At 71.7% G+C, this 26,466-nt stretch carries 25 protein-coding genes, 1 tRNA gene and 4 pseudogenes; 17 read left to right on the top strand and 13 right to left on the bottom strand.

Annotated elements, in window-relative coordinates; translation table 11 throughout:
- Positions 1 to 5 precede the first annotated feature (5 nt).
- The 3 genes from otsB to AMK21_RS11990 all read right to left on the bottom strand — a co-directional run bounded on the left by otsB (position 6) and on the right by AMK21_RS11990 (position 2,493).
- Positions 6 to 863, bottom strand: a complete 858-nt coding sequence (otsB, locus tag AMK21_RS12000; protein ID WP_073877043.1) for a trehalose-phosphatase — start codon at positions 861 to 863, stop codon at positions 6 to 8.
- A 68-nt stretch (positions 864 to 931) separates the two neighbouring features.
- On the bottom strand, positions 932 to 1,192 hold the full coding sequence (locus tag AMK21_RS11995) for a DUF3263 domain-containing protein (RefSeq protein ID WP_073877041.1): 261 nt from the start codon (positions 1,190 to 1,192) through the stop codon (positions 932 to 934).
- Positions 1,193 to 1,215: 23 nt separating this feature from the next.
- Positions 1,216 to 2,493 (bottom strand): ABC transporter substrate-binding protein, encoded by a 1,278-nt coding sequence (locus AMK21_RS11990; protein ID WP_073877039.1) that lies wholly within the window; start codon positions 2,491 to 2,493, stop codon positions 1,216 to 1,218.
- A gap of 434 nt (positions 2,494 to 2,927) precedes the next feature.
- Here AMK21_RS11990 and AMK21_RS11985 point away from each other — a divergent pair, with 434 nt between their 5' ends.
- From AMK21_RS11985 to AMK21_RS11975, 3 genes are all read left to right on the top strand, one after another.
- A complete protein-coding gene (locus AMK21_RS11985) occupies positions 2,928 to 3,821 on the top strand; it encodes an ROK family protein (RefSeq protein ID WP_234421939.1) in 894 nt (297 codons plus the stop codon).
- Positions 3,821 to 4,978 (top strand): N-acetylglucosamine-6-phosphate deacetylase, encoded by a 1,158-nt coding sequence (gene nagA / locus AMK21_RS11980; protein ID WP_073877035.1) that lies wholly within the window; start codon positions 3,821 to 3,823, stop codon positions 4,976 to 4,978. Before AMK21_RS11985 ends, nagA begins: the two co-directional genes overlap by 1 nt.
- A gap of 183 nt (positions 4,979 to 5,161) precedes the next feature.
- Positions 5,162 to 6,088, top strand: coding sequence for a 1-phosphofructokinase family hexose kinase (locus AMK21_RS11975; protein ID WP_073877890.1), 927 nt, complete (start codon positions 5,162 to 5,164; stop codon positions 6,086 to 6,088).
- 86 nt (positions 6,089 to 6,174) lie between these two features.
- On the opposite strand, the gene AMK21_RS11970 is transcribed toward AMK21_RS11975, so the two are convergent.
- Both AMK21_RS11970 and cdgB read right to left on the bottom strand, forming a co-directional pair.
- Positions 6,175 to 7,179: a carbohydrate-binding protein gene (locus AMK21_RS11970; protein ID WP_073877033.1), complete on the bottom strand. Its 1,005-nt coding sequence runs from the start codon at positions 7,177 to 7,179 to the stop codon at positions 6,175 to 6,177.
- A gap of 142 nt (positions 7,180 to 7,321) precedes the next feature.
- Positions 7,322 to 8,977, bottom strand: coding sequence for a diguanylate cyclase CdgB (gene cdgB, locus AMK21_RS11965; protein WP_073877031.1), 1,656 nt, complete (start codon positions 8,975 to 8,977; stop codon positions 7,322 to 7,324).
- A gap of 399 nt (positions 8,978 to 9,376) precedes the next feature.
- Between cdgB and AMK21_RS11960 the strand changes: the two genes are divergently transcribed.
- Positions 9,377 to 9,883 carry a flavin reductase family protein gene (locus AMK21_RS11960; protein ID WP_073877029.1) on the top strand — a complete coding sequence of 169 codons (507 nt, stop codon included), beginning with the start codon at positions 9,377 to 9,379 and terminating at the stop codon, positions 9,881 to 9,883.
- 90 nt (positions 9,884 to 9,973) lie between these two features.
- Here AMK21_RS11960 and arfB read toward each other — a convergent pair whose 3' ends face one another.
- Positions 9,974 to 10,408: an alternative ribosome rescue aminoacyl-tRNA hydrolase ArfB gene (gene arfB, locus AMK21_RS11955; RefSeq protein ID WP_073877027.1), complete on the bottom strand. Its 435-nt coding sequence runs from the start codon at positions 10,406 to 10,408 to the stop codon at positions 9,974 to 9,976.
- A 182-nt stretch (positions 10,409 to 10,590) separates the two neighbouring features.
- Between arfB and AMK21_RS11950 the strand changes: the two genes are divergently transcribed.
- The gene (locus AMK21_RS11950; protein WP_073877025.1) at positions 10,591 to 11,166 is read left to right on the top strand and encodes a TerD family protein; all 576 of its coding nucleotides are present in this window, start codon (positions 10,591 to 10,593) and stop codon (positions 11,164 to 11,166) included.
- Between the two features lie 74 nt (positions 11,167 to 11,240).
- Complete coding sequence (locus tag AMK21_RS36650) at positions 11,241 to 11,369, top strand: hypothetical protein (RefSeq protein ID WP_267893911.1); 129 nt, start codon at positions 11,241 to 11,243, stop codon at positions 11,367 to 11,369.
- Between the two features lie 27 nt (positions 11,370 to 11,396).
- On the opposite strand, the gene AMK21_RS11945 is transcribed toward AMK21_RS36650, so the two are convergent.
- The gene (locus AMK21_RS11945) at positions 11,397 to 12,794 is read right to left on the bottom strand and encodes a M1 family metallopeptidase (protein ID WP_073877023.1); all 1,398 of its coding nucleotides are present in this window, start codon (positions 12,792 to 12,794) and stop codon (positions 11,397 to 11,399) included.
- A gap of 216 nt (positions 12,795 to 13,010) precedes the next feature.
- Positions 13,011 to 13,559 carry a GlcG/HbpS family heme-binding protein gene (locus AMK21_RS11940; RefSeq protein ID WP_073877021.1) on the bottom strand — a complete coding sequence of 183 codons (549 nt, stop codon included), beginning with the start codon at positions 13,557 to 13,559 and terminating at the stop codon, positions 13,011 to 13,013.
- A 255-nt stretch (positions 13,560 to 13,814) separates the two neighbouring features.
- On the opposite strand from AMK21_RS11940, the gene AMK21_RS11935 reads away from it, so the two are divergent.
- The 3 genes from AMK21_RS11935 to AMK21_RS11925 all read left to right on the top strand — a co-directional run bounded on the left by AMK21_RS11935 (position 13,815) and on the right by AMK21_RS11925 (position 16,398).
- On the top strand, positions 13,815 to 15,092 hold the full coding sequence (locus tag AMK21_RS11935) for a sensor histidine kinase (protein WP_073877019.1): 1,278 nt from the start codon (positions 13,815 to 13,817) through the stop codon (positions 15,090 to 15,092).
- Positions 15,089 to 15,745 carry a response regulator gene (locus tag AMK21_RS11930; RefSeq protein WP_073877017.1) on the top strand — a complete coding sequence of 219 codons (657 nt, stop codon included), beginning with the start codon at positions 15,089 to 15,091 and terminating at the stop codon, positions 15,743 to 15,745. Before AMK21_RS11935 ends, AMK21_RS11930 begins: the two co-directional genes overlap by 4 nt.
- 155 nt (positions 15,746 to 15,900) lie before the next feature.
- Positions 15,901 to 16,398, top strand: coding sequence for a hypothetical protein (locus tag AMK21_RS11925; RefSeq protein ID WP_073877015.1), 498 nt, complete (start codon positions 15,901 to 15,903; stop codon positions 16,396 to 16,398).
- A 32-nt stretch (positions 16,399 to 16,430) separates the two neighbouring features.
- Here AMK21_RS11925 and AMK21_RS11920 read toward each other — a convergent pair whose 3' ends face one another.
- Positions 16,431 to 17,132 (bottom strand): pentapeptide repeat-containing protein, encoded by a 702-nt coding sequence (locus tag AMK21_RS11920; RefSeq protein WP_199863180.1) that lies wholly within the window; start codon positions 17,130 to 17,132, stop codon positions 16,431 to 16,433.
- A 190-nt stretch (positions 17,133 to 17,322) separates the two neighbouring features.
- Between AMK21_RS11920 and AMK21_RS37085 the strand changes: the two are divergent.
- Positions 17,323 to 17,445, top strand: a pseudogene (locus AMK21_RS37085) (oxidoreductase); the annotation flags it as partial.
- Positions 17,444 to 17,721: pseudogene (locus AMK21_RS36860) on the top strand (oxidoreductase); the annotation flags it as partial. The pseudogenes AMK21_RS37085 and AMK21_RS36860, both read left to right, overlap by 2 nt.
- Positions 17,722 to 17,761: 40 nt before the next feature.
- Here the strand turns inward: AMK21_RS36860 and AMK21_RS35970 are convergent.
- Together AMK21_RS35970 and AMK21_RS11905 are read right to left on the bottom strand one after the other, a co-directional pair.
- Positions 17,762 to 17,910, bottom strand: a pseudogene (locus tag AMK21_RS35970) (GNAT family N-acetyltransferase); the annotation flags it as partial.
- 80 nt (positions 17,911 to 17,990) lie between these two features.
- The gene (locus AMK21_RS11905; protein WP_079181142.1) at positions 17,991 to 18,956 is read right to left on the bottom strand and encodes an aminoglycoside phosphotransferase family protein; all 966 of its coding nucleotides are present in this window, start codon (positions 18,954 to 18,956) and stop codon (positions 17,991 to 17,993) included.
- Positions 18,957 to 19,103: 147 nt separating this feature from the next.
- On the opposite strand from AMK21_RS11905, the gene AMK21_RS11900 reads away from it, so the two are divergent.
- On the top strand, positions 19,104 to 20,504 hold the full coding sequence (locus AMK21_RS11900; protein WP_073877011.1) for an NAD(P)/FAD-dependent oxidoreductase: 1,401 nt from the start codon (positions 19,104 to 19,106) through the stop codon (positions 20,502 to 20,504).
- 7 nt (positions 20,505 to 20,511) lie between these two features.
- On the opposite strand, the gene AMK21_RS11895 is transcribed toward AMK21_RS11900, so the two are convergent.
- The gene (locus tag AMK21_RS11895) at positions 20,512 to 21,144 is read right to left on the bottom strand and encodes a class E sortase (protein WP_107429911.1); all 633 of its coding nucleotides are present in this window, start codon (positions 21,142 to 21,144) and stop codon (positions 20,512 to 20,514) included.
- Positions 21,145 to 21,237: 93 nt separating this feature from the next.
- Between AMK21_RS11895 and AMK21_RS11890 the strand changes: the two are divergent.
- Positions 21,238 to 21,675 (top strand): annotated as a pseudogene (locus AMK21_RS11890) (MFS transporter); the annotation flags it as partial.
- A 140-nt stretch (positions 21,676 to 21,815) separates the two neighbouring features.
- Here the strand turns inward: AMK21_RS11890 and AMK21_RS11885 are convergent.
- A tRNA-Thr gene (locus AMK21_RS11885) sits at positions 21,816 to 21,891 on the bottom strand.
- A gap of 153 nt (positions 21,892 to 22,044) precedes the next feature.
- Here AMK21_RS11885 and AMK21_RS11880 point away from each other — a divergent pair.
- From AMK21_RS11880 to AMK21_RS11865, 4 genes are all read left to right on the top strand, one after another.
- A complete protein-coding gene (locus AMK21_RS11880; protein ID WP_073877009.1) occupies positions 22,045 to 23,451 on the top strand; it encodes an RNA-guided endonuclease InsQ/TnpB family protein in 1,407 nt (468 codons plus the stop codon).
- Between the two features lie 337 nt (positions 23,452 to 23,788).
- Positions 23,789 to 24,925, top strand: coding sequence for an ABC transporter ATP-binding protein (locus tag AMK21_RS11875; protein WP_073877007.1), 1,137 nt, complete (start codon positions 23,789 to 23,791; stop codon positions 24,923 to 24,925).
- A gap of 242 nt (positions 24,926 to 25,167) precedes the next feature.
- A complete protein-coding gene (locus AMK21_RS11870) occupies positions 25,168 to 25,581 on the top strand; it encodes a hypothetical protein (RefSeq protein ID WP_018511057.1) in 414 nt (137 codons plus the stop codon).
- 97 nt (positions 25,582 to 25,678) lie between these two features.
- Positions 25,679 to 26,398 (top strand): nucleotidyltransferase family protein, encoded by a 720-nt coding sequence (locus AMK21_RS11865; protein WP_073877005.1) that lies wholly within the window; start codon positions 25,679 to 25,681, stop codon positions 26,396 to 26,398.
- The last annotated feature ends 68 nt before the right edge of the window (positions 26,399 to 26,466 follow it).

Below are 26,466 nucleotides of genomic sequence, written 5' to 3'. Positions count from 1 at the left end.
GGCTTTCAGAGACGGTGCGCCAGGGCCGCCAGGAAGTCGACCACGGCGGCCGGACCCGGGACCAACAGGTCGGCGCGCTCGGCCAGTTCGGGCACCTCGGCGCTGCCGCTGCACACCAGCAGCCCCGGGATGCCGTCCGGGCCGGCGCCGCGCAGCTTCTCCACGGTGGCGAAGGCGGCGAGGTCCCCGAGGTCGTCGCCCGCGTACAGGACGGACTCCGCGTCGACCTCGGCGACGTACGTGGCCAGGGCGACGCCCTTGTCCATGCCCGGCGGGCGCAACTCCAGGACCTGGCGGCCTGGTTCGAGGATCAGCCCGTGACGGGCGGCCAGCTCGCCGAGGGGGCCGCGCAGGGTCTCGAAGGCCGCCTGCGGGTCGTCGGCGCGGCGGGTGTGGACGGCGACGGCCTGCCCCTTCTCCTCGATCCAGGTGCCGTGCCCGGAGCCGGACTCGTGCAGTACGCCGGGGAGTTCGGCCCGCGCCGCGGCCACTCCGGGGTGCGGGGCCGGGGCGTTCACGGTGCCGGTGACGGCGTCCCAGCGCTCGGCGCCGTAGTGGCCGAGGACCACGAGGTGGTCGAGGCCGGGGACGCCCGCGAAGCCGCCGTAGCGGACGGCGACGCCTGCGGGGCGCCCGGTGATCACGGCGACCGAGGCGACCTTGGGCGCGAGTGCGGCGAGCGCGTCCACGGCGCCGGGGTGGGCGCGGGCGCGTTCGGGGTCGGGGACGATGTCGGCGAGCGTGCCGTCGAAGTCGAGGGCGATGACCGCGCGGTCGGGGCGGGCGAGGACGGCGTCCAGGCCCTCGCGGCCGGCCGGGGTGGTCGGTGTCGGGATCGGCGGCTGTACGGAGTGGCTGCCCATGGGGTTGAGCCTAGCGGGGTACGGCCGAACACGCGGCCCAGGCCCACCCGGGGCTCCGCCCCGGTAGCTCAGCGCCGCTCACGCCTCGCCGCCCGCAGCCGGCGCAGGCGGTTCACCGTCACCGGGTCCTCCCGCAGCGCCCGCTCGTCCTCGATCAGCGCGTTCAGGAGCTGGAAGTAGCGGACCGGGGAGATGCCCAGCTCCTCCCGGATCGCCCGCTCCTTCGCCCCGGGCCCCGCCCAGGACCTCCGCTCCAGCGCGAGCAGAGCACGGTCACGGTCGGACAGCCCCGGGGCGGCAGGCTCGGGCTCGGCGTCGGAAGCGGTCATACGACCAACCTAACCGCGCCCGCCTACTCCGCGCTCTCCGCCTTCGCCGCCGCCGCGGCTATCGCCCCGAGCACCCGCTCCGGGCTGCCGCCGGGCGCGACCGCCTCGCCGATGTTCGTCTTGATCGACTCGCTCACCGTCGCCCAGGACGTCTTGCCGAAGGGGGGCAGCTGGGAGTTGGGCAGCGCCGCCAGGAACTCGCGGAGCTTGGCGTGCTTGGCGTCGGTCTCCATCTCGGCGGACGCGCTGCCGGTCACCGGGAGCAGGTCGTACTCGTCGGCGAAGGCGAGCACGTTCTCGTCGGAGTAGGCGTAGTCGAAGAACTCGCCGATCGCCTTGCGGTTGCCGTTCTGCTTGAAGCCCATCATCCAGTCGGCGACGCCCATCGAGCCCTTGGTCGGCCCCTCGGCGCCGGGCAGCGGCACCATGCCGACCTTGACGCCCTTGGCCTCGGCCTCCTCCATCAGCGTGGGGTGGCCGTTCAGCATGCCGACCTCGCCCTTGGTGAACGCCTCGAAGGCCTTCGCCCGGTCCAGCTTGCCCGGCTCGACGGGGCCGGTGAGGCCCTTGCCGACGAGGTTGTCCCTCAGCCAGCTGAACGTGGCGATGTTCTGGGCCGAGTCGATGTCGTACAGGCCGACGTCGTCGACGTAACCGCCGCTGTTGCTGAGCAGCCACATCAGGGTCTCCGCCTGGGACTCCTCCTGGCCGAGCGGCAGGGCGAAGGGGTACTTGACGCCCTTCGCCTTGAGCGCGGTGGCGTCCTTCTGGATGTCGTCCCAGGTCTCGGGGGCGTCCAGGCCCGCCTGGCCGAAGAGCTTCTCGTTGTAGAAGAGCAGCCGGGTACTGGCGACGAACGGGAGCCCGTACAGCGTGCCGTCGACCTTGCCCGCGTCGGTGAGGGTGGGCAGGAAGTTCGCCTGGGTACGGATGGAGAGCATCTGGTCGGCGCTGTAGAGCTTGCCGTCCTTGGCGAAGTCGGCGTAGGCGCCGATCTGGGCGATGTCGGGGGCCTTGCCCGCCTTCACCATCTCGGCGACCTTGCGGTCGACGTCCTTCCAGGAGTAGACGTTGACGTCGACCTTGATGCCGGGGTGCTCCTTCTCGAAGCCCGCCGCGACACCGCTCCAGTACTTCTCGGAGCTGTTGGCCGCACTGTTGCCGTAGTCGGCGGCGACCAGCGTGAGGGTGACGTCGCCCGAGCCGCTGTCACCCCCGCAGCCCGACAACGTTGCCGTCATACCCAGCGCGGCCACCACCGCGGTCAGAACCGTAAAGCGCCGCTGCACAGCCTCGCCCATCCTCGTTGATCCACCTGGTCACGGACGGTGGCGCAGCGTCGCTGTGCGGACCTCTCGTCGGTCGGCCACGGCGCCGCCACCCGTCCTGCCACCGTCCGGATGAACTGCGATTTTCCCCCACGACGGAGGGGAGGTCTACACCACCGGCGTATCGCTTCGGCAACGTATACGGACCCCGGGGGCCACAACTGGCTTACGTCGCCTGGCAGTCGGGGCGCCGAACCCGTATCTTGGTCCAGACCATTGGTCGAACAGGCCTCTGTTACGCATGACCATTTCGTCGCTTTCCGGCAGAAAACGTTCCGGCCTCACTCGCCCATCATTTTGTATGGGTGCGCAACAAACCACGCTAGTGGACTAGACCTTTTAGGGGTCGGCGGGCGAAACTGTCTCTCGTGAGACATGTCATCGCCCTCGATGTGGGCGGCACCGGAATGAAGGCCGCGCTGGTCGGAACCGACGGCACGCTGCTCCATGAGGCGCGGCGGGCCACCGGCCGGAAGCGCGGCGCCGACGCGGTCGTCGAGACGATCCTCGCGTTCGCCGCGGATCTGCGCGCCCACGGCGAGGAGCACTTCGGCGAGAGCGCCGTCGCGGCGGGGGTCGCCGTGCCCGGCATCGTCGACGCCGAGAAGGGGATCGCGGTCTACGCCGCCAACCTGGGCTGGCGCGACGTGCCGATGCGCGCCCTGCTCGGCCAACGCCTCGGCGGGATCCCGGTCGCCCTCGGACACGACGTCCGCACCGGAGGGCTCGCCGAGGGCCGCATCGGGGCGGGCCGGGGCGCGGACCGCTTCCTGTTCGTGCCGCTGGGCACCGGGATCGCCGGGGCCATCGGCATCTCGGGCCGGATCGAGGCGGGCGCCCACGGGTGCGCGGGCGAGATCGGCCACATCGTGGTCCGCCCCGACGGGCCGGACTGCGGCTGCGGCCAACGCGGCTGTCTGGAGACCCTGGCCTCCGCCTCCGCGGTGACCCGGGCCTGGGCCGCCGCCTCGGGCGACCCCGAGGCGGACGCCGCGGACTGCGCCAAGGCCGTCGAGTCGGGCGACCCGGCGGCGGTCGCGGTCTGGCAGGACGCGGTCGACGCGCTCGCCGCCGGGCTCGTCACCGCGCTCACCCTGCTGGACCCCAGCACGCTCATCATCGGTGGCGGTCTCGCCGAGGCCGGGGAAACCTTGTTCACACCACTGCGTGCGGCCGTCGAGGAACGCGTCACGTTCCAGAAGCTGCCCCACATCGTCCCGGCGGCCCTCGGGGACACCGCCGGATGCCTGGGCGCGGGGCTGCTCGCCTGGGATCTACTCTCCACGGAGGTTTCCGCCTGATGGCCGGACGCGCAGCAGACAGCACGGTCCTCGCGGGCGCCCGGGTGGTCCTTCCCACCGGGACCGTGGAGGACGGCCGGGTGACCGTCGAGTCCACCCGGATCTCGGACTCCGCCCCGAAGGACGCCCGGGTCATCGACCTGACCGGCCACTGGGTGGTCCCCGGCTTCGTGGACATGCACAACCACGGCGGCGGCGGGGCCTCCTTCACCTCCGGCACCGTGGACGAGGTACTCCACGGCATCCGGACGCACCGCGAGCACGGCACCACGACCCTGGTCGCCTCCACGGTCACCGGCGAGATGGACTTCCTCGCCCGGCGCGCCGGCGTCCTCTCCGAGCTCGTCGAGCAGGGCGATCTGGCCGGCATCCACTTCGAGGGCCCCTTCATCTCGCCCTGCCGCAAGGGCGCCCACAGCGAGGACCTGCTGCGCGACCCGGACCCGGCCGAGGTCCGCAAGCTGATGGACGCGGCCCGCGGCACCGCCCGGATGTTCACCCTCGCCACCGAGCTGCCCGGCGGCATCGACTCCGTACGGCTGCTCGCCGAGCACGGGGTGATCGCCGCGATCGGCCACACGGACGCGACGTACCAGCAGACCGTCGAGGCGATCGACGCGGGCGCCACCGTCGCCACGCACCTGTTCAACGCGATGCCCCCGCTGGCCCACCGCGAGCCCGGTCCGATCGCCGCCCTCCTGGAGGACGACCGGATCACCGTCGAGCTGATCAACGACGGTACGCATCTGCACCCGGCGACCCTGGAGCTGGCCTACCGCCACAAGGGCGCCGGCCGGGTCGCGCTGATCACCGACGCGATGGACGCGGCCGGCTTCGGCGACGGCGAGTACCAGCTCGGCCCGCTCGCCGTCGAGGTCAGGGACGGGGTGGCCCGGCTGGTGGAGGGCGGCTCCATCGCGGGCTCCACCCTCACCCTGGACACCGCGTTCCGCCGGGCCGTCACCATCGACAGGATCCCCGTCGAGGACGTCGTACGGTCCATCTCCGCCAACCCCGCCCGCCTCCTGGGCGTGGACGACCGGGTCGGTTCCTTGGAGCCGGGCAAGGACGCGGACCTGGTGGTGCTCGACGAGGACTTCGTCCTGGCGGGCGTCATGCGCAAGGGCGATTGGATCATCGAGCCCAAGACGGCCTGAGGCCCTGGCCCGGACCGGTGAGCACGTAACGAAGAGATGGCGGCCGGGCCCGAGGACTGGGCCCGACCGCCATCCCTTTGACATGATCACCAGGCCCGCAAGCACGACCGCGGCATGCACCCGCAAGCACGCGCACGGGCCATGGACCGACGGACCGACGGATCGAGGGAGGTGCCGGACCAGGTGATCCTGACCGTCACTCTGAACAGCGCGCTCGACGTGACGTACACCGTCGACGCGCTCGTCCCGCACACCAGCCACCGCGTCTGCGACGTCACCGAACGCCCCGGCGGCAAGGGACTGAACGTCGCCCGGGTGCTGGGCGCGCTGGGCCACGACACCGTGGTCACCGGCTTCGCCGGCGGCGCGACCGGAGACGTCCTGCGCGGCCTCCTCGGCCCGCTCCCGCCCCGCGACGCCCTGGTCCCCGTCGCCGGGAACACCCGCCGCACCCTCGCGATCACCGACCGCTCGACCCGCGACACCACCCAGCTCAACGAGCCGGGACCGCAGGTGAGCGCCGCCGAATGGGCCACCTTCCTGCGGACGTACGAGGAGCTCGTCGGCACCGCCGACGCGGTGGCGCTCTGCGGCTCCCTGCCGCCCGGCGTCCACGTCGGCGCCTACGCGGAGCTGGTCCGGATCGCCCGCGCCGCCTCCGTACCCGTGCTCCTGGACACCAGCGGCGAACCCCTGCGCCGGGGCGTCGCCGCCCGCCCCGACCTGGTCAAGCCGAACGCGGACGAGCTGGCCCAGCTCACCGGCTTCCGCGAACCGCTGCGCGCCGCCCGGGACGCCCGCCGGCGCGGGGCCCACGCGGTGATCGCCTCCCTGGGGCCCGAGGGCGTCCTCGCCGACACCCCGGAGGGCACCTGGCGCGCCGCCCCGCCCGCCGCCCTACGCGGCAACCCGACCGGAGCGGGCGACTCCGCGGTGGCCGGCCTGCTGTCCGCCCTGGTCGAGGGGCTCGACTGGCCGCAGCGGCTGGCACGGGCGGTGGCCCTGTCGACGGCGACGGTCCTGGCCCCGGCGGCCGGCGAGTTCGACGCGGCGGCCTACGCGGAGCTGCTGCCGCGGGTGAAGGTGGAGCCGCACACCACGGCCCCCTGACCTGACCACCCACCCGCACACGCCGACGCCCTGACCACCTTCGAGCGGCGGTCAGGGCGTACGTACGTGCGTGCAGAGGCTCGCGATCAGCCGTTCGGCTTGATGTGACCCGACTTCAGCTCCAGCTGGTCGAGGTTGGCGTCGCACTCGTCGCCCGTCTCGCACGACAGCCTGAGGGTGTTGGAGCCCTTGTCGAGCTGGACGTAGGCGTACGTGTTCGTCCAGCCCTTCTCCAGGTCGCCCTCGGGAGCGCGAGCGAAGTTCTTCATGTTGATGCCACGGGGCTCCTGCGCGTTGACCGTCAGGGTCGTCTTCGCGTCCTTGCCGGGCACGCCGTAGGTCACGTACAGGGTGTACGGACCGGCCGCCGGCACATCGACCGTCCAGGTGGCCGACCGGCCGACCTCGTTCAGGTTGATGTAGTTGCCGTTGGCACCCTTGGCGCCCTTGACCGTGCTGTCCAGGGAGGCCGAGCCGCCCAGCGTCAGCGTCGCCGCGTCCTGCTTCGGGAGCTCGACGGGCTTCGGCGTCTCCTCGGGCTTCTTCTCCGGCTTGCCGGACTCCTCGACCTTGTCGGCGGGGCCCTCCGAGGACACGGCCTCGTTCTTCTTGTCCTTGTCGCCGTCGTTGCCCGAGAGCAGCGCGGCGCCGATGCCGATGAGGACGACCGCGACCACGGCGACCGCCGCGATCAGCAGCGCCTTGGTGTTCGGGCCGCCCCGGCCGCCGGAACCGCCGCCGCCCGGCACCGAGCCGTGCTGCGCGGTGGTCGCGCCGCCCGGGTAGGTCTCGGGGGCCGCGTACTGCGGGTTCGGCGCGTTGTACTGCTGCGCGGGCTGGCCGTAAGCCTGCTGGGGCGGGTAGCCGTACCCCTGCTGCGGCGGGACCTGGTGCTGCCCGTACTGGCGCTCACCGACCGTCCGCACCTGGTTGTACGACGTCCTGGGCACGCCCGGCTGCGCGGCCGGACCCGGGTAGCCGTAGCCGCCCTGACCGGGCGGCTGGGCGCCTGCCGCTTGTCCGTCCGCGTACAGGTAGCCGAACGGATCGTCGTCCTCGGGCTTGCTCGCGCCGTTGTTTCCGGCCGTCATCCCTGGGTCACTCCTCACCATCTCGCCAGCCGTCGCCGACCGGCCGAGCCTACCTCGAACGGAGCACAGCCCGAATTGCGGTCACCGGCCGGGCGGGCTCGCGGGAACGGGTACGGGGTAGGGGGGACACGTGTTCATGACGTCAGCCGGCCCGGCGGTGAACCTTCGCCCGCGACCGCTTCTCGACGTACATCCGCTGGTCGGCGGAGCGCAGGACCTCTTCCACGCTCATCCCGCACTCGGCCCAGCCGATGCCGAAGCTCGCCCCGACCCGGACGGCGCGCCCGTCGACCCTTATGGGCGGAATGATGGCATTGCGCAGACGTACGGCCAGGTCAGCGGCGTCCGCCGCCCCAAGGCCGTCCGCGAGAACGACGAATTCGTCACCTCCGAGCCGCGCGACCGTGTCGCCGTCCCGGACACAGGCGGACAGCCGCCGCGCGACCTCTATGAGCACCGCGTCACCCGTGTGGTGGCCGAAGCGGTCGTTGATGGACTTGAAGCCGTCGAGGTCGCAGAAGAGGACCGCGAGCCCCTTCGTGCCGTCGTCGTGCTCCGCGTCGGGGGCGAGCGTGTGCACATGGTGGTCGTAGAGCCCGCCGCCGGGCGAGACCTCCCCCTCGTACCCGTCGGCCTGGTAGCCGTGGGTGAGGGACGACTCGACGTCCCCGTACGCCGCGTCCAGAGCCTCGATCGCGGTGGCGGCCGGGGAGTTCGGCCGCTCGCAGATACGGGCGCTGAGGCGGGACTTCAGCTCGGCGCTGTTGGGCAGCCCGGTCAGGGCGTCGTGCGAGGCGCGGTGGGCGAGGTTCAGCTCGTGGCGCTTGCGCTCCTCTATGTCCTCGACGTGGGTGAGGAGGAAGCGCGGCCCGTCGGTGGTGTCGGCGACCACCGAGTTGCGCAGGGAGACCCAGAGGTAGGTCCCGTCCCGCCGTGCGAGCCGCAGCTCGGCCCGGCCGCCCTCGGCCGAGGTCCGCAGCAGGGTGCCGATGTCCTCGGGGTGGACCAGGTCGGCGAAGGAGTACCGGCGCAGGACGGAGGCGGGGCGGCCGAGCAGCCGGCAAAGGGCGTCGTTGGTGCGCAGCAGCCGGCCGTGCTGGTCGCCGCCCATCTCGGCGATGGCCATGCCGCTGGGCGCGTACTCGAAGGCCTGGCGGAAGGACTCCTCACTGGCCCGCAGCGCCTGCTGTTCGCGCTCCAGCCGGACCAGTGCGCGTTGCATGTTTGCTCGCAGGCGAGCGTTGCTGATCGCAATGGCGGCCTGGGAGGCGTACATCTGGAGCGCCTCGCGCCCCCATGCGCCGGGGCGGCGCCCGTTGCGCGGCCGGTCGACGGATATGACCCCGAGGAGGTCCCGTCCGCCCCCGGAGGCGTACATCGGGGCGTAGAGCCGGTCCAGCGGGTGCCACTCGTCCTCGAACCGGGGCTCGGGGCCCTCGGTGTGCCACTGCGGTACGTCGTCGTCGAGCAGGACCCAGCCCTCGGTGTGCGGGATGAACCGCAGCTGGTCCCAGGCCTCGCCCATGGTCAGTCGGCGGTCCCAGGAGGCGCGGGAGCCGACGCGACCGGTGATCAGGGCCTCGGCGGCGGCGTTGCCCGCGAAGGCGGCGATGACGAGATCACCGTCGGGCCGGACCAGATTGACGCAGCCCAGCTCGTATCCGAGACCGGTGACGATGCCGTCCGCCACGGTCTGCAGCGTGTCCGCCAGGCTCCGCGCCGTGTTGAGATCAGCGACGGCCTGGTGCAGCTGCCGCATGGTCGCAAGGCGGACGTAGGGTTCCGACTCGGCCTCCATCGCTCGCACTCCCCGAGACCTCGACAGCAACTCCAGGTTTCATATCGACGTACTTGTTGCAGTGTCACGGCCACTGAATCACAGCGAGCTGTGCACCCGGTACACAGGGTCAGCAGAAAATGGACTCTGTGACTCAAGTCACAACAGATGGTCCCGTAATAGAGGGTGACTCTTCGGGCGTTCTGTCGTTTTCCTGGCGCAAATCCGGCCGTGCGTAGCCGTGCGCATCCGGCCATGCTCCGGTGTCCGGACACGCCGGGGGCCCGTCGGGCTCAAGTCCTAGGTCCCGGCTGGTCCCCTGGCCCGATGCCGTGGCCGACCGCGCGCGGCTAGCGTTCCGGTGTGCTGCAGACGACTCCCGCCACCCCGCGCCCCGAGCCCATCCCCCATGCTGAGGGGGTGAGCAACGACGAGTTCCGCGCAGCACTCGCACGGCTGGCCGCCGGAGTGGTGCTGGTCACCGCCCAGGAGCCGCCGCTCGACGAGGAGGGCCGCGGCGAGGACGTCGGGATGACGGCCACCGCCTTCATGTCCGTTTCCCTGGACCCGCCCCTGGTGATGGTGAGCCTGCGCAACGGCTCCCGGATGGACGACCTGCTCGACGAGCAGCCACTGTGGGCCGTCTCCGTCCTGGCGGCGAGCCAGCGGCAGGTCGCGGGACGGTTCGCCATGAAGGGCCGGATCAGCGACCGGCTGCTCTTCCAGGACCTGGCGTACGTACGGGGCGAGGTGAGCCACGCGCCGCTGATCGGCGGGGCGCTGGCGACACTGGAGTGCCGTACGGAACAGCGCGTGGTGGCCGGCGACCACACCCTGGTGATCGGGCGCGTGCTGACGGCGGAACTGCCGAGCCCGGACGGGGCCCCGCTGACGTACTTCAAGGGGCGCTACCGGCAGCTGGGGTGACGTGCTCCAAGGGGCGCCACCCGCAGTCGGGGTGACGGACCGCAAGGGACGCCACCGGCAGCCGGGGCGACGGGACGTGGAGTGGCGCCGTCACCAGTCCCGGCCCGAGCGGCCGCGCTTGGTGTCGCCGCGCTGCTTCTTCTCGCGCAGCCTGCGCTCGTTGATCCCGCGCGGGATCTTGCGCTTGATCCGCGGCTTGGGCGGCGGCGCCGTGGCCTCGGCCAGGAGCGCGGCGAGCCGGACGGCGGCCGTCTCGCGGTTGCGCCACTGGGAGCGGTGCTCGGAAGCCCGTACGGAGATCACCCCGCCCACCAGCCTGCCCGCCAGCCGCTCCAGCGCCCGCGCCTTCCACACCTCGGGGAACGCGTCGGTCGCCGCGAGGTCGAAGCGCAGCTCCACCTGGGAGTCGCTGGTGTTGACGTGCTGGCCGCCGGGCCCGGAGGAGCGCGAGAAACGCCACATGAGCTCGGCCTCCGGCAGGGAGACCGAGCCGCGGATGACATAGGGCCCGGACATGACACCCATGTTCCCTGCCCCGCACCCGGTTCGTCACCTTCTTTCGCGCGCCCGGGGCCTCTTCAGGAGGAAGTTCGGCAAAGAAAGTAAAGAGAACAGGAACCTCATGGTCTGCTGACTGCGTTAGGACGGGTGACGGTAGCTTTCGTGATGGCATGAAGGCCCGCACACGACAAGGAAAGGGACTTCCCATGGCTGTAAGCCTGTCCAAGGGCGGCAACGTCTCGCTCACCAAGGAGGCCCCGGGCCTGACCGCCGTCACGGTCGGCCTCGGCTGGGACGTCCGCACCACCACCGGCACCGACTTCGACCTCGACGCCTCGGCGATCGCGGTCAACGCGGCCGGCAAGGTCGTCTCCGACGGCCACTTCGTCTTCTTCAACAACAAGTCGACGCCGGACCAGACCATCGTGCACACCGGTGACAACGTCACCGGTGAGGGCGAGGGCGACGACGAGCAGATCAACGTCAACCTGGCAGGCCTCCCGGCCGACGTGGACAAGATCGTCTTCCCGGTCTCCATCTACGACGCCGAGACCCGCAGCCAGAACTTCGGCCAGGTCCGCAACGCATACATCCGCATCCTCAACCAGGCAGGCGGCGCCGAGATCGCTCGCTACGACCTGAGCGAGGACGCCGCCACCGAGACCGCCATGGTCTTCGGCGAGCTCTACCGCAACGGTGCCGAGTGGAAGTTCCGCGCGGTCGGCCAGGGTTACGCCTCCGGCCTCAGCGGCATCGCCCGCGACTTCGGCGTCAACCTCTGACCCGACGCACGACACCTCCACGGGAGCCCCCGGCCGCACACGCGGCCGGGGGCTCCCGTGCGTGCGCGTGCGTGATGGTCCGTCAACTCACCTGCACCACCCCGTGTGGAGCACAGCGAGAGAAGGCGGCGACCGACCTGTTGGGCGCGGACAGCGAGGAGCTGAAGGCGGTCTCGGGCTGGACCGGGGTCAACGTCACGTAGCGCTCACGCTCGGGTACGGGAAGCCGGTCAGTCCTCCACGGACGGCCGGCTTTCCCCGTACAGCCAGGCGTCCCACAGCCCGGTGAGATCCTGGCCGGTCTCCTCCTCCACGTGCGCGGTGAAGTCCTCGGTGGAGGCGTTCCGGTGCCGGTGGGCCTTCGTCCACCCCTTGACCAGCGCGAAGAACGCCGCGTCGTCGTCGATCGCCAGCCGGATCCGGTGGACGACCATCGCGCCCCGCGCGTACACCGGCGGTTCGAACAGATCGGCGGCGCCCGGCGGATCCGCGGGCGGGAAAGCCCAGTTGGCGTCGTCCTCGTACGCCTCGTCGAAGCTCTCCTGGACCGGTACGTCGTCGTGGTCGGCGGCCCAGAGCCACTCCGCGTACGTGGCGAACCCCTCGTTGAGCCACAGGTCCCGCCAGGTCGCGGGGGTGACGGAGTTCCCGAACCACTGGTGGGCCAGCTCGTGGACGAGTAGCGCGGTGTCGGGCGGGCCGGGGAAGACGGGCCGGTTCTGGGTCTCCAGTGCGTACGTGGAGTCGCCCTTGCGCTCCACGATCGCCCCGGCCGAGGTGAAGGGGTAGGGGCCGAACTTCTGCGCCGACCACTTCAGTACGGCCGGGATCTCGTCCAGCACGTCCTGGCTCGCGGTCGCCGACTCCGGGTCCACGGCGGTGAACAGCCGGATGCCCTCGGGCGTGACCGACTCCTGCGTGGCGAACCGGCCGACGGCGACGGTCGCCAGATAGCTCGCCATCGGTTCGCGGGCGCGCCAGCGGTAGGCGGTACGGCCGTCCGCCGTGCGCCGGGACACCAGCTCCCCGTTGGAGAGCGCCGCGAGCTCTTCCGGAACGGTGACCTCGATGTCGTACGCGGCCTTGTCGCTCGGGTGGTGGTTGCCGGGGAACCAGGCCATCGAACCGGACGGCTCACCGAGGGCGACCGCGCCGTCCGCCGTCCGCAGCCAGCCCTCCTTCCCGCCGTCCGCGTCGGTGAGGGTCTGCGGGGAGCCGGAGTAGCGCACGACGGTGGTGAACGTGCGCCCCTTGCGCAGCCGGCCCTCCACCGCGGCGCCCGGACGGATCGTCAGCTCCTTGCCCGCCCGGTTCACGGACGCCCGGCGCCCCTCCACGGTGGCGCCCTCGACATCGAGCCCGGCCAGGTCGAGGTGGAAGGCGCTCAGGTCCTGGGTGGCGCGCGCGGTGATCGTGGCCGTGCCGCGCAGCCGGTTCGCGGCCGGGTCGACGTCGAGCTCCAGGCCGTAGTGGGTGACGTCGTAGCCCCCGTTGCCGAGCCCCGGGAAGTACGGGTCGCGCAGCCCGACCGCGCCCGGGGTGCCCTCGACCCCGCCGGTGCAGCCCGCGCCGAGGAGGGCGAGGGCGAGGAGGAGGGGGACGGCGGGGGCCGGGGGGCGGAGGTTCACCGGTTGATCCTAGGGGCCGGGGACGGGGTCGGTGCCGGGGGCCTGGGGAGGAGCCGCCCGCCCCGGGGGACGGGCGGACGGCCCACGCCTCAGAGGATGGCGATACCGAGGGGGCGGTTGCCTGCTTCCAGCCGGACCGGTTCGCGCTTCGCGTCGTGGAGGTCCACGGCGGTGATCCCGTTCATGGGCCTCTCCGTTCCGTGCGTACGTACGTGACTACCGGGCGAGCGAGGCGACGCCCGCCTGGGCGAACTTCTCGTCGAGGTCGCCGCTGGGCGCGCCCGCCACGCCGATGCCCGCCACCGGGGCACCCTTGACCTGCACCGGGGCGCCGCCCGCGAGGAACAGGGTGCCAGGGATGTCCTTCAGGTTCGGGGCCTTCTCCAGGCGCCCCGCCAGCTCGGAGGTGGGGGCGTTCCAGGAGACGGCGGTGAACGCCTTCTTCACGGCGGACTCGGGGGACTGCGGGCCCGCGCCGTCGCCGCGCAGGGTCACGATGGTGTTGCCGTTGCGGTCGACGACGGCGACCGAGACGCGCTGGTTCTCCTTCAGCGCCGCGTCCAGCGTGGCCTGCGCGGCCTTGGTGGCGGCGGCCACGGTGAGGTGGGTGCTCTGCTGGAGGTTGCGGTTGTCCGTGTCGGCCTTGACCGCGGCGGCGGCAGGGGCGGAGGCGCTCGCGGAGACGGCGCCCAAGGTACCGGCCCCGAGGGCGGCGACGGCGACGGTACCGGTGAGGACGCGGGCACGCAGCGACAGCTTCTTCATGGTGGCTCCTGGTGGTTTCCGGGGCGGCCCGACGACTCGGGCAGCCGGCCCGTTCGGTGGTCCGGGCGTTTCGCTCTCCGCCATCGATCCTCCCGGCGGATCCGGCCCCCTACGGTCGACGTACCGGCTGCAACGGGCGCGCGGGACGGCTGACGCCCCTGTCGGCCGATCGGTTGATGCGGGGGTGGCCGGACCGGGCCACCATGGAGGGATCTGCGCAGGTCAGCGAGGAAACGCGAGGACGTGAGGTACAGGGTGGAGCACCGGAACGGTGCACGCGACGCGGAGAGGGACGGTACGGCCACCGGCCCCGACCCCGACGCGCGCTGGCTCGCGCTCCTCATGCACGCCGCGTTCTTCCTGCTGCTGGGCGCCTCGCTGACCCGCTTCCTGATGCGGCACCCCGGCGAGGCCCGTACGCCGTGGATCATCGCCCTGTCGATCACCCTGGCGGTGCTCTACCTCCTGGGCCCCGTCCTCGGCTCGCGCCCCACCCCGCGCCGGCTCACCTGGCTCGGGGGGCTCGTCGCCGTCTGGATGGTGCTGGTCGTGCTCGCGCCTAGCTTCGCGTGGTGTGCGGTGCCGCTGTTCTACACCGGGCTGCGCATCCTGCCGCCGCGCGCGGCGCTCGCCCTGGTCGCACTGCTGACCGCGTTCGTGGTGGCCGCCCAGCTTCGCCTGGCCACCGGGTTCGACCCGAACCTGGTGCTGGCCCCGCCCGCCGTGGCGGCCGTCGCCACCGCCGTATTCGTCCATATGCAACGCCAGGCCGTACGCCAACGGGAACTGGCGGCCCGCCAGCGCGAGCTGATCGACGACCTGCTGCGCACCCGGCGCGAACTGGCCGCCACCGAGCGGCGCGAGGGGACCCTCGCCGAGCGCCAGCGGCTCTCCATGGAGATCCACGACACCCTCGCGCAGGGCCTGTCCAGCCAGCAGATGCTGCTCCAGGCCGCCGACCGCACCTGGACCGCCGACCCCAACGCCGCCCGCCGCCACGTCCGTACGGCCACCGGCATCGCGGAACGCAACCTCGCCGAGGCCCGCCGCTTCGTCCACGACCTGGCCCCGGCCGACCTGGCGGAGGGCGGCGGCCTGGAGGCGGCCCTGCATGCACTGGCGGCCCGCGAGACGGCCCAGGCGCAGGGGGCACTCACCGTCCGCTGCCATGTGGAGGGCACCCCGCACGCCCCCCTGCCGGACCGGGTGCAGTCCGCCCTGCTGCGCATCGCCCAGGGGGCCGTCGCCAACGTACGGGAACACTCGGGAGCCACCGCCGCCGGGCTGACCCTGACCCACCTGGGCGACCGGGTGGTCCTGGACATCGGCGACAACGGCCGCGGCTTCACCGCGGAGCCGACCGGCGCGCGCGACGAACACGCCGTACGCGGCCACGGGCTCCCCGCGATCCGGGCCCGCGTGCACCAGCTCGGCGGCACGCTGACGATCGAGTCGGCCCCGGGCGAGGGGACGGTGCTCTCGGCCGAGATCCCGCTCACCACCATGGAGAACCCCACAGAGGACCCCACATGACCGACGAGGCAACCCCGTCCGCCCCCTCCCCCGCCCCCGTACGCATCCTGCTCTGCGACGACCACGTGGTCGTCCGCGCCGGCCTGCTGGCCCTCCTCGGCAGCGAACCGGACATCGAGGTCGTCGGCGAGGCGGGCAGCGGCGAGGAGGCGGTGGCGCTCGCCGCCCGCCTCACCCCGGACGTCGTCCTCATGGACCTCCAGCTCGGCGAGGGCATCGACGGCGTCGAGGCGACCCGCCGCATCGCCCTCGGCGGCACGGCCCACGTCCTGGTGCTGACCACGTACGACACCGACGCCGACATCACCCGCGCCATCGAGGCGGGCGCCACCGGCTACCTGCTGAAGGCGGAACGCCCCGAGGAACTCTTCGCCGCCATCCGCTCCGCCGCCCATGGCCGCACCACGCTCTCGGCCCCCGTCGCCACCCGGGTCATGGCCCGCATGCGCAGCCCCCGCCCCACCCTCACCGACCGCGAACGCGACATCCTGGCCCAGCTCTCCCAGGGCCTCGGCAACCGCGACATCGCCCGCGCCCTGTTCATCAGCGAGGCCACGGTCAAGACCCACCTGGGCCGCATCTACGACAAGCTCGGCGTCGACACCCGCGCGGGCGCGGTCTCGGTCGCGAAGGAGCAGCGCCTGCTGCCGTGACCGGTGCCCGGGCCTGCCCCTCGCGGTCAGATTTCGTCGAACACCGCGTCGGCGGTGGGCGCGGTGATGGCCCGCTTCGTCGCGGAAGCTCTCGGCGACGAAGCCGCCTCACCCGATCGTGTCAGCCCCACCCCCGGGCATGACACCATCGATCCGTGCTCGACATCGGCTACTCCCTCTCCCGCCGCTTCCCCGACCCCCCGCAGACCGACTACCGCCGCGCGGACGTCCGCGCGCTGCGGCACGATCTGTTCTCCGGGGACGTCTACCTCGCGGACACCAAGGCGGACCGCGAGGTGTCCACAGCCTGGGGATGGGTTCCGGTGCTCGACTTCGCGTGGGCGCTGTGCGACATCGTCGAGCAGATCGACCAGGACCCCCGCGGCAACCGCTCGCACCGGCGGCAGTACGCGGAGCTGGACTTCACCGAGTCCTCGGACGTCATGATCTTCGAGCGGCGCTTCGGCTGGGTCGACGTCGAGGCGGACTGGATGCCCGGCGACGAGCCCCCGCTCACCTTCAGCCACTCCCTGTTGCGCCGCGAGGCCCGTGACTTCCTGCACGACCTGATCGCCGACCTGTCCGACATGCACGACGGTCTCGCCGACAACGCGGTGATCTGGGACCTCCAGGCCCGCTTCCCCCGTCTCTGACCGCGCCCCTCAGACGCGTCTGCCCTCGGACGTCACCCCTCCACCCGCATCCCGATCTGCGCCGCGAACGCCGGGGCCAGCTCCATCAGCTGCGCCGGGCTGATCACCGCACCCGCCAGCCGCTCCACACCCCGCGCGATGTCCAGCTCGGCCACCGTCCGCAGGTCCACGGACTCCATCCGCACCGCGCTGAAGTCGGCCCGCTTCAGCACACAGTCCCGGAACTCCACCCGCACCAGGTGCGCGTCACCGAAATCGGGCTCGGAGAGCACGCAGCCCTCGAAGACCACGTCCTTCAGCCGGGCCTTGCGCAGATTCAGGTAGTCGATCTTCCCGCCGCGCACCACCACCCGCTCCAGCACCGCCCCGTGCAGCCGCACCCCGCCCAGCCGCGCGTCCACCACCTCCACGTCCCGCAGCGACGCCTCCACGAGGTCGGTGCCCACACCCCGTACTCCCGTCAGCACCGAGTCCATGAAGCGGGCCCGCGTCAGCTGCGTACGGTCCAGGGCGCAGCCCTCCAGCGCGCAGTCCATGAACCGCGCGCCGGGCCCCGACGCGTCCGCCAGGTCCGTCCCGTCGAACCGCACCCCGTCGTAGTCGCCGTCCGGCTCCAGACCCTCGCCGTCGTACGGAACGAGCGGCGGGAGCCGCACGTCCGGGCGGCGCGCCGCCGCGATGGTGTCCTTCTTGGTCCTGGTCGGACTGGTCGTCCTGCCCGCGCTCGATGCCATGCCCCCATCGTGACGCACCCCACTGACAACGCCCCCGGGCCGCATGTCACGCGCCACCGCTCCCGGTCCGTCGCATCATCAAAGAGGCGAAGGAGTGCCAGCCATGGAGCGGGGACTGACCTCGACCGAGCCTGCGGTACGAGGCTGAGGGCACAGCCCGCCCCGCGACACCGCCCCGAGGGAGCCCTCCATGCGCACCGTCCGCCTCCACACCTTCGGCCCCGCCGAGAACCTCACGTACGAACGGACCGAGGACCCCCTACCCGGCCCCGGCCAGGTCCGCATCGCCGTCGAGGCGGCCGGCGTACACCTCGACCGGCCGGTGGGCCACCACCGTCTACGACTCCGTCGGCGCGACCACCGCCCGCAGCGCCGTCGGCCTGCTCGGCAAAAGCGGGCAACACGTCGTCTACGGCTGGTCCGGTGAGGGCTCCACGACAAGAAGCCCCTCACCTTCACCCCGGAGGAGCTGGCCGAACGCGCCATCACCTCCGCCTCCGTCCTCGGGCCCCGGATGGTCGAGCGGGGCGGCGGCCCGCGCCCCCTGGAGACACGCGGCACGATCGGCAAGGTGGTGCTGGAGCCGTGACGCCGTACGCCGCCGGACCCCAGGTCCCCACCCGGTCGCCCGCCGCCCCCAGCCGCGCTGGCGCCCCCTCCGCCAGCCGGTACACCGTCCACTCGTCCTGCGTCCGCGCGCCCAGGGACTCGTAGAACGCCATGAACGGGCGCTCCAGCTCAGCAACGACCACTCCAGCCGCTCGTAGCCGCGCTCCACGGCGCATGGCCGAAGTGCCCGGTGACCACGCCCCGGTACTGCCCGGCGGTACCGGTGACAACGCCCCTACCGCCCCGCGGTCACCGCACCGCCAGCAGCCGCCGCGCGATCTCCGCATGGACCGGAACCAGTCCACGCTGCCCGTCCCCGACCACCCACACCGCGTTCTGGAGCACCCGCCCCAGCGTCCAGGCCCGCGCCCGCCCCCGGTCCCGCTCCATGCCCAGCGCCTCCGTCAACGCGTCGAACCGCCACACCACCTCCCCGGCGTCGAACAGGTTGTCCAGCGCCGGGAACAGCTCGAACCCCGGGTCCCCCGACAGCGGCTTGGGGTCCAGCGCCACCCAATCTCCCGCCCGCCCCGCGTCCGCCCGCCCCGCCAGGATGTTGTCGTAGTGCAGGTCCCAGTGGAGCAACCGGTCCCCCGGCTCGCCCGCCACCTCCCGCACCGCCGCCGCGCAGTCCGCGAGCAGCCGCCGCTCCGCCCCGTCGGCCAGCCGCCCCACCGCCTCCGGAGCCGCCGCCAGCATCCGCTCCACCGCATCGCCCAACGTGCGCAGCCCCTCCGGCGCCGGCACCGCCGCCAGCCGGGCCAGCACCCCACCGAGCACCGTCACCGCGCGCCGGGCGTCGGCCACCTCCCCCACGAGACGGCTCCCCCCGGGAACCCCACCGCCCCCGGCCATCCCCGACAACGGCCTCCCCTCGTCCAGCCGCTCCAGCAGCAGCGCCCCCGTCCCCGGGTCGTGGCCGAGCACTTCCACAGACCCGGCCCCCGCCGCACCCCAGACCCGCAGCGCGACCGGCTCGCCCACCGTCTCCTCGTCCACCAACTGGAGCTTCAGCGCGGCCGGCACCCCGTCCGCTTCCCGCACCACCGGCAGGACCAGCGCGCACATGCCGTACATCGCGGCCCCGTCCCGCCGCAGCCCCCACTCCTCCAGGAACCGGCCGGCGAGGCCGGGCAGCGCGGCGACGAAGGCCCGCCCGGCCGCCCCGTTGTATGCGTACTGAGTGGCGATCAGCTCGTCCGGGATGTCCATCACGCCCTGGATCCTAGGGGCGCGCGTCAATCGGACCAGGCCCCGAGAACAGCCGGGCCCCCGCCGCGCAGTAACGTCCCGCCACACATACGCTCGGCATCACACCGGGCACGGGGCACCGGCACACCGGACAGGGACACCAGGGGCATCATGAGCACCGTCAGTACCGTCAACGGCGGCATATCGTTCTGGTACGCGCAGGAGGGCACACCGACCCCCCGCGAACCCCTCCCCGGCGACGCGAGCGCCGACGTCTGCATCGTCGGCGGCGGCTACACCGGGCTCTGGACGGCGTACTACCTCAAGAAGGCCGTCCCCTTCCTCAACATCACCGTGCTGGAGGCCAAGTTCTGCGGTTACGGGGCCTCCGGCCGCAACGGCGGCTGGCTGTACAACGGCATCGCGGGCCGCGAACGGTACGCCAAGCTGCACGGCCACGACGCCGCCGTACGGCTCCAGAAGGCGATGAACGAGACGGTCGGCGAGGTCGTCCGGGTGGCCGCCGAGGAGAAGATCGACGCCGACATCCACCAGGGTGGCGTCCTGGAGATCGCCCACACCCCGGCGCAGCTCGCCCGCCTCAAGGACTTCCACAGCGTCGAGATCGCCTTCGGGGAGACCGACCGGGTCCTGCGCGGCGCCCGCGAGACCGCCGAGCGCGTCCACGTCACCGGGGCCGTCGGCTCCACCTGGACCCCGCACGGCGCCCGCCTCCACCCCGCCAAGCTGGTCAAGGGCCTCGCGGACGCCGTCGAGGCGCTCGGCGTCACCATCCACGAGTCGACCCCGGTCACCGAGATCAAGCCCAAGCACGCCGTCACCCCGTACGGCACGGTCCGCGCCCCCTACATCCTGCGCTGCACCGAGGGCTTCACAGCCGGCCTCAAGGGGCTCAAGCGGACCTGGCTCCCGATGAACTCCTCCATGATCGCCACCGAACCCCTCCCCGCCCGCATCTGGGACACCATCGGCTGGGAGGGCCGCGAGACCCTCGGCGACATGGCCCACGCCTATCTCTACGCCCAGCGCACCGCCGACGACCGCATCGCCATCGGCGGCCGCGGCTACCCCTACCGCTACGGCTCCGCCACCGACAACGACGGCCGCACCCAGCCCGCCACCATCACCGCCCTCCGCGACCTGCTGGTCCGCCTCTTCCCCACCACCGCGGGCGTCCGCATCGACCACGCCTGGTCCGGCGTCCTCGGTGTCCCCCGCGACTGGTGCGCCACCGTCACCCTGGACCGCTCCACCGGGCTCGGCTGGGCGGGCGGGTACGTCGGCTCGGGCGTCGCCACCGCCAACCTCGCCGCCCGCACCCTGCGCGACCTGATCCAGCAGGACTCCGGCCAGGCGGGCACCACCGACCTGACGACGCTCCCCTGGGTCAACCACAAGGTCCGCCGATGGGAACCGGAACCCTTCCGCTGGCTCGGCGTCCACGGCCTGTACGCGGCCTACCGGGGCGCCGACCGCCGCGAGACGACCTCACCGCGCCCCGGCACCGACCCCATCGCGAAGGCGGCGGACCGCATCTCGGGCCGCCACTGAGGCCGGACTACGGCACAGGGCTCTCGGCCACCAGCACACCCACCTTGTCGATCCGGTGCTCGGGGTTGCCGAGACCGTCCCGCCAGAAGTTCCCGGCCGCGTCGTCCTCGGGCGTCGCACAGGTGGAGATCGTGATCATCGCCCGGGTCGGCTCCTCACCGGGCCTGCCCGGCACCTCGGCCCGCTGCTCGGCGAGCGAACGCTCACTGCGGAAGGAGGTCTGCCGGGTCGCGGTGATCTCGTACGTGTACCGGGTGCCCTCCTCCTCCACGTACACGGGATCGCCCTTGCCCAGATCCGGCAGATCCCGCAGCACACCTCCCGCGCTCAGCCGGTGCGCGGTGACGAGGTAGTTGCCGACATCTCCCGGCCCGACCCCGCCCTCCTCCCCGTACGGACTGGAGGCGACGCCCCGGTCCTGGATCCGGCTGCCGGGGACGTCGTCGGTGGTCCCCTCGTACGGCACGACGTCCAGATCCGCGACGCCGATGGCGGGGATCGCGAGGACGGCGGTCCCGGTACGGGGTTCGGTGCGGTCGGCGGGGGCGGCGGAGACGAAGGCGGTCGTCAGCAGGACGGCGGCACCTCCGCAGGCCAGAGCCTTGGGAAGCGTACGAAGACGGCGGCGGCTCATGAACATCCATCCCCATCCCTGTCCGGATCGACCAGGCCCCGTACCTCCAGTACACCAGGACAGGGTCAAGAGCGCCGGGTGGGTCAGTCGCGCGGCCACATCACCGCCACCCTGCTGGCCGCCGCGGTCTCCACGCCCGTCGCCGGACGGCTCGGCGACGTGTACGGCAAGCGGCGGATACCGCTCGCCTCCCTCGTACCGCTGATCCTCGGTTCGGCGGTCTGCGCCCTGTCCTCCTCCGTGATCCCGATGATCGCCGGACGCGGGCTCCAGGGCCTCGGCATGGGCGTGGTGCCGCTCGGCATCAGCCTGCTGCGGGACGTCGTCCCGGCGAAGAAGCTCGGCCCGTCCATCGCGATCATGAGCGCGTCGCTGGGCGTGGGCGGCTCACTCGGCCTGCCCTTAGCCGCCGCCAGCGCGCAGAACACCAGCTGGCGCGTGCTGTTCTGGGTCGTCGCCGTACCCGCCCTCGCGGTCGGCGCACTGATCCTGGCCCTGGTCCCCGCCTCGACGGTCCCGGTCGTCCGGCCCTCCGCACCCCCCGCGATGGCCCGGTCGATATCGGCCAGCGTCCCGGCGAAGTTCCGCATGGAGCAGGAGGGCCGCAGGACCGCCCACTCGTCGAAGAAAGACAAGAAAACCCAGGTCAGAGAGCATCTGACCTGGGTTTCGCACTGAGCCCCCTGTCGGATTCGAACCGACGACCTGTTGTTTACAAGACAACCGCTCTGGGCCGGACTGAGCTAAGGAGGCGACGACGCACGCTGAAGGCAAGCGTCGAGACGTCACAACTCTACACAGCCCCGCCCCCACACGGACAGGCATATCGGAGGACCGTAACCACTCACTCAGCTGTTCGTTGAACGCACTGGAGTGCCATCCGCATATCGGACCAGGGGAGGGGTCGTGGTCAAGGCCACAGAGGAGGACGGGCGGAACCGCGTCACCGGTGCGGAGGCCAAGCGCGTCAAGCGCGAGGCATTGGGCGTTCCCGACCGGGTCAAACACCAGCAGCGGGTGGCCCTGCCGATGCAGCGGCGGACACCGGAAGCCGACACCCGCCAGCGTGTCTACCGGTACCGCTGCTATCCCACCCCCACCCAGGCCGAGCAGCTGGTCAAGACCTTCGGCGCCTGCCGCTGGACCTACAACGAGGGCCTCGCCCTGCGGGACAGGGCCTGGCGCGAGCACCGGGTGTCGCTCGGGTTCGCCGAGTCCTGCCGGGCCCTCACAGGCTGGCGGAACGCCGAGGGGACGCGATGGCTGCAGGATGTGTCGTCGACCGTTCTCCAGCAGGCGCTTCGTCATCTTGATGCCGCGTTCGGGCGGTTCCTCAAAGGGACGACCAAGCACCCGAGGCGTAAGAAGAAGAACCGTTCCCGTGACTCCGCGACCTATGTCCGTACGGGCTTCCGTTGGGCGGAGGACCCGGAACGGCCGGGGACGGGGCTGATCTCGTTGGCCAAGCAGTCCGGGCCGCTGCACATCCGGTGGTCCCGACCGCTACCGGCAAGGACGCGGCCGGTGAAGCTGACCGTGAGTCGTGACCGGGCAGGGCGCTTCTTCGTCTCGGTGCTGGTGGAGGAGCGGATCGAACCGTTGCCGCCGGTGTTCCTGCGGGACGGTGGTGCGCCGACGGCGGTCGGTCTGGATCTCGGGCTGGCCGCGCTGGTCACGCTGGACGACGGGGAGAAGGTCGACCACCCCCGGCTGCTCAAGAAGTACGGGGCGAAGCTCGCACAACTTCAGCGAAGCCTGCACCGCAAGCAGAAGGGATCGAAGAACAGGGAGAAGGCACGGCAGGAGATCGCCCGGCTGTACGCCCTGATCGGTGATGTCCGCAGGGACGCGTTGGACCAACTCACCACCCGCCTCGTGCGCGAGAACCAAGTGCTCGTGGTGGAGGACCTGGCCATCGCCTCTCTCGTACGGTCACCGAAGGGGAAGGGCCGTCGGCGAAAGGCCGGGCTGAACCGGGCCATCCTGGATGCCTCGTGGGGCGCGTTGCTCAAGCAGCTGCTGTACAAGTGCGCGTGGTACGGCCGGACGCTGATCATCGTGGACCGGTTCTTTCCCTCGACCCGGCGGTGCTCGGCGTGCGGGGTGACGGGGCCGAAGCTGGATCTGGCCGTCCGCAGCTGGTCGTGCGGCGGGTGTGGTGCGGTGCACGACCGCGATGTGAACGCGGCGCGGAACCTACGGGAGGAAGGCATGCGCGTGTACGCGCTGGTGGCGTCGACGCTGCCACCGGGGCGGGCCGTGCCATCAATGATCAGGGCATCCGAGATGCCCGACGTGGTACTGACGTCGTAGTCGGCTTAGGAAGACGAAAAGAAGTGCGTGCCGGACCGACGGGCCGTCGGCCGTGATGCCTGTGGAGTCCGCGTGAGACCGGCGAGGCGTCACCTTCAGGGTGGCGTCCGGTCGGCGGCGGACGCTGAAGCAGGAAGGACCCCAGCGGGGGCCGGGTCAAAAGTACGTCGCTCTGGCATCCCCTCCCCGTTCACCCGGCGGGCTTTTCGTGACCCACGAGGTACTGACAGGACACACGAGCGCCAGGTAACGTCACCGCAGGTTCACTCAAGTGGACCAGACCACTCCCTACTCGGATCGTCCGGCACGTTCCTGCCGGTGGAGGAGAAGATTCAGCATGGCCAGTGTCACGTTCGACAAGGCGTCCCGCGTCTACCCCGGCTCCACGAAGCCGGCTGTGGACCAGCTCGAGATCGACATCGCGGACGGTGAGTTCCTCGTCCTCGTCGGTCCTTCCGGTTGTGGCAAGTCGACCTCCCTGCGCATGCTCGCGGGTCTCGAGGACGTCAACGGTGGTGCCATCCGCATCGGTGACCGCGATGTCACGCACCTGCCGCCGAAGGACCGGGACATCGCCATGGTGTTCCAGAACTACGCGCTCTACCCGCACATGTCCGTCGCGGACAACATGGGCTTCGCGCTGAAGATCGCCGGTGTGAACAAGACCGACATCCGGGCGAAGGTCGAAGAGGCCGCCAAGATGCTGGACCTCACCGACTACCTGGACCGTAAGCCGAAGGCGCTCTCCGGTGGTCAGCGTCAGCGTGTGGCGATGGGCCGGGCCATCGTGCGGGAGCCGCAGGTCTTCCTCATGGACGAGCCGCTGTCGAACCTCGACGCCAAGCTCCGTGTCTCCACGCGTACGCAGATCGCCTCGCTGCAGCGCCGCCTCGGCATCACCACCGTGTACGTCACCCACGACCAGGTCGAAGCCCTCACCATGGGCGACCGGGTCGCGGTGCTGAAGGACGGGCTGCTCCAGCAGGTCGACTCGCCGCGCAACATGTACGACCGCCCGGCGAACCTCTTCGTCGCCGGCTTCATCGGCTCCCCCGCGATGAACCTGGTCGAGGTCCCGATCACCGACGGTGGCGTGAAGTTCGGCAACAGCGTCGTCCCGGTCTCGCGTGAGGCGCTGTCCGCCGCCGCGGACCGCGGGGACACGACCGTCACGGTCGGCATCCGCCCCGAGCACTTCGACATCGTCGAGCACGGTGGCGCCGCCGCGAAGGCCCTGAGCAAGGACGCCTCGGACGAGCCGGCCGGTCTCGCGGTCTCCGTGAACGTCGTCGAGGAGCTCGGCGCCGACGGGTTCGTCTACGGTTCCGCGCAGGTCGCCGGTGAGCACAAGGACCTGGTCGTCCGCGTCGGTGGCCGTGCCGTGCCGGAGAAGGGCACCGAGTTGCACGTCGTCCCGCGCCCGGACGAGCTGCACGTCTTCGCGACGTCGACCGGTGAGCGTCTCACCAACTGACGCCGTCACCCGGCTGACACCGTCACCTACGCTTGGCCCCGTGCCCCCTTCGAGGGAGGCACGGGGCCGTTTGCATGGTCCGGGGCGGGTTCGGGTTTCGGTGGCGGGCGACGTCAAATACCCCGGCACACAGGGCATTTCCCCCCGGCTCGTCAACCTGGCATTCGAAAGGGCGCGTCGAACCATCCCCCGGGGGAGTGACGAAAGGTCACCAAGTCGCCACCGAACGCTACGCTCGCTGCGTGACCCACACCGCTCGGCGCATCGGCCGATCCTTCGCCCTCGTCCTGCCCGTCGTCATGGTGCTCTCCGGGACCCTCGCGGTCACCAGCGTTCCGTGGGCGGCAACGGACAAAGACTCCACGCTGCTGGCCGCCTCCTCGGAGACCGTGTCCAAGCCCGCCAAGCCCCGCGCCGCCCAGGACATCCTGCGCGACAAGCTGCTCGTCGAGCTCCAGGAGAAGGACCCGGGCACCGCGCTCACGGGCCTCCAGCGTGCCGTCGAGCAGCGCCCGTCGCTGGCGCGGCACTGCATGTCGATCGCGCGGGCGCTCGGCAAGGCCGCGGTCGAGCAGTACGGCCCGACGCGCGCGCAGCGCTTCTCCCGTCCCGTCTGCGACACCTCGTTCGCCTCGGGGGTGGCTCAGTTCAGCTGAGCCGAGCCGTTCGGAGCCGTGCGGAGCTGCCGTCGCCCTTCAGCTGTCGGGCGACGGCAGCCACTGCTGTGTGCGGGCACGGCATATCGTGCGTGCCATGCATACGTATCCGACGCAGGCCGTGATCCTCGCCGGTGGCCAGGGGTCGCGGCTGCGGCCGTACACCGATGACCGTCCGAAGCCGATGGTCGAGATCCCGGGTACCGGGACCCCGATCATCGGCCATCAGCTTTCCTGGCTGGCCGCCGAGGGCGTGACCGATGCCGTGGTCTCCTGCGGGCATCTCGCCGAGGTGCTCCAGGAGTGGTTGGAGTCCGCCGTGCTGCCGCTGCGGGTCACGACCGTGGTGGAGAGGGAGCCGTTGGGCCGTGGCGGCGGGCTGAAGTACGCGGCGCGGGGGCTGCCCGCTCCGGAGCAGCCCTGGTATGCCACCAACGGGGACATCTGGACGCGTTTCTCGTTGCGGGAGATGGCCGCGTTCCACGCGGAGCGCGACGCCACGGCCACGCTGGCTCTCGCCCGGCCCCGGATTCCGTGGGGTGCGGTGGAGACGGACGCGTTCGGGCACATCACGGACTTCATCGAGTCGCCGCCTTCGCCGTATCTGATCAATGCGGGGGTGTACGTGTTCTCCCCGGCTTTCACGGGGATGCTGCCGGATCAGGGTGACCATGAGCGGACGACGTTCCCGCGGCTGGCGCGGGAGCGGCGGCTGGCGGGGTATCCGCTGCCTCATGGGGCGTACTGGCGGGCGATCGACACGGCGAAGGACCTGACCGAGGCGGCGCGTGAGCTGGGCGCCCAGGGCGGCAGCTGACCCGTACGGCACGCGACAGGGGCACGAGGGGCGGCTCTCACCTGACCGTAGGTGGGGGCCGCCCCTTT

Origin of the sequence: Streptomyces sp. CB00316 (assembly GCF_001905595.1) — a bacterium.
Classification (GTDB): domain Bacteria; phylum Actinomycetota; class Actinomycetes; order Streptomycetales; family Streptomycetaceae; genus Streptomyces.
The sequence above is the reverse complement of the archived record's forward strand: the minus strand, read 5'-3'. Positions and strand labels throughout refer to the sequence as shown.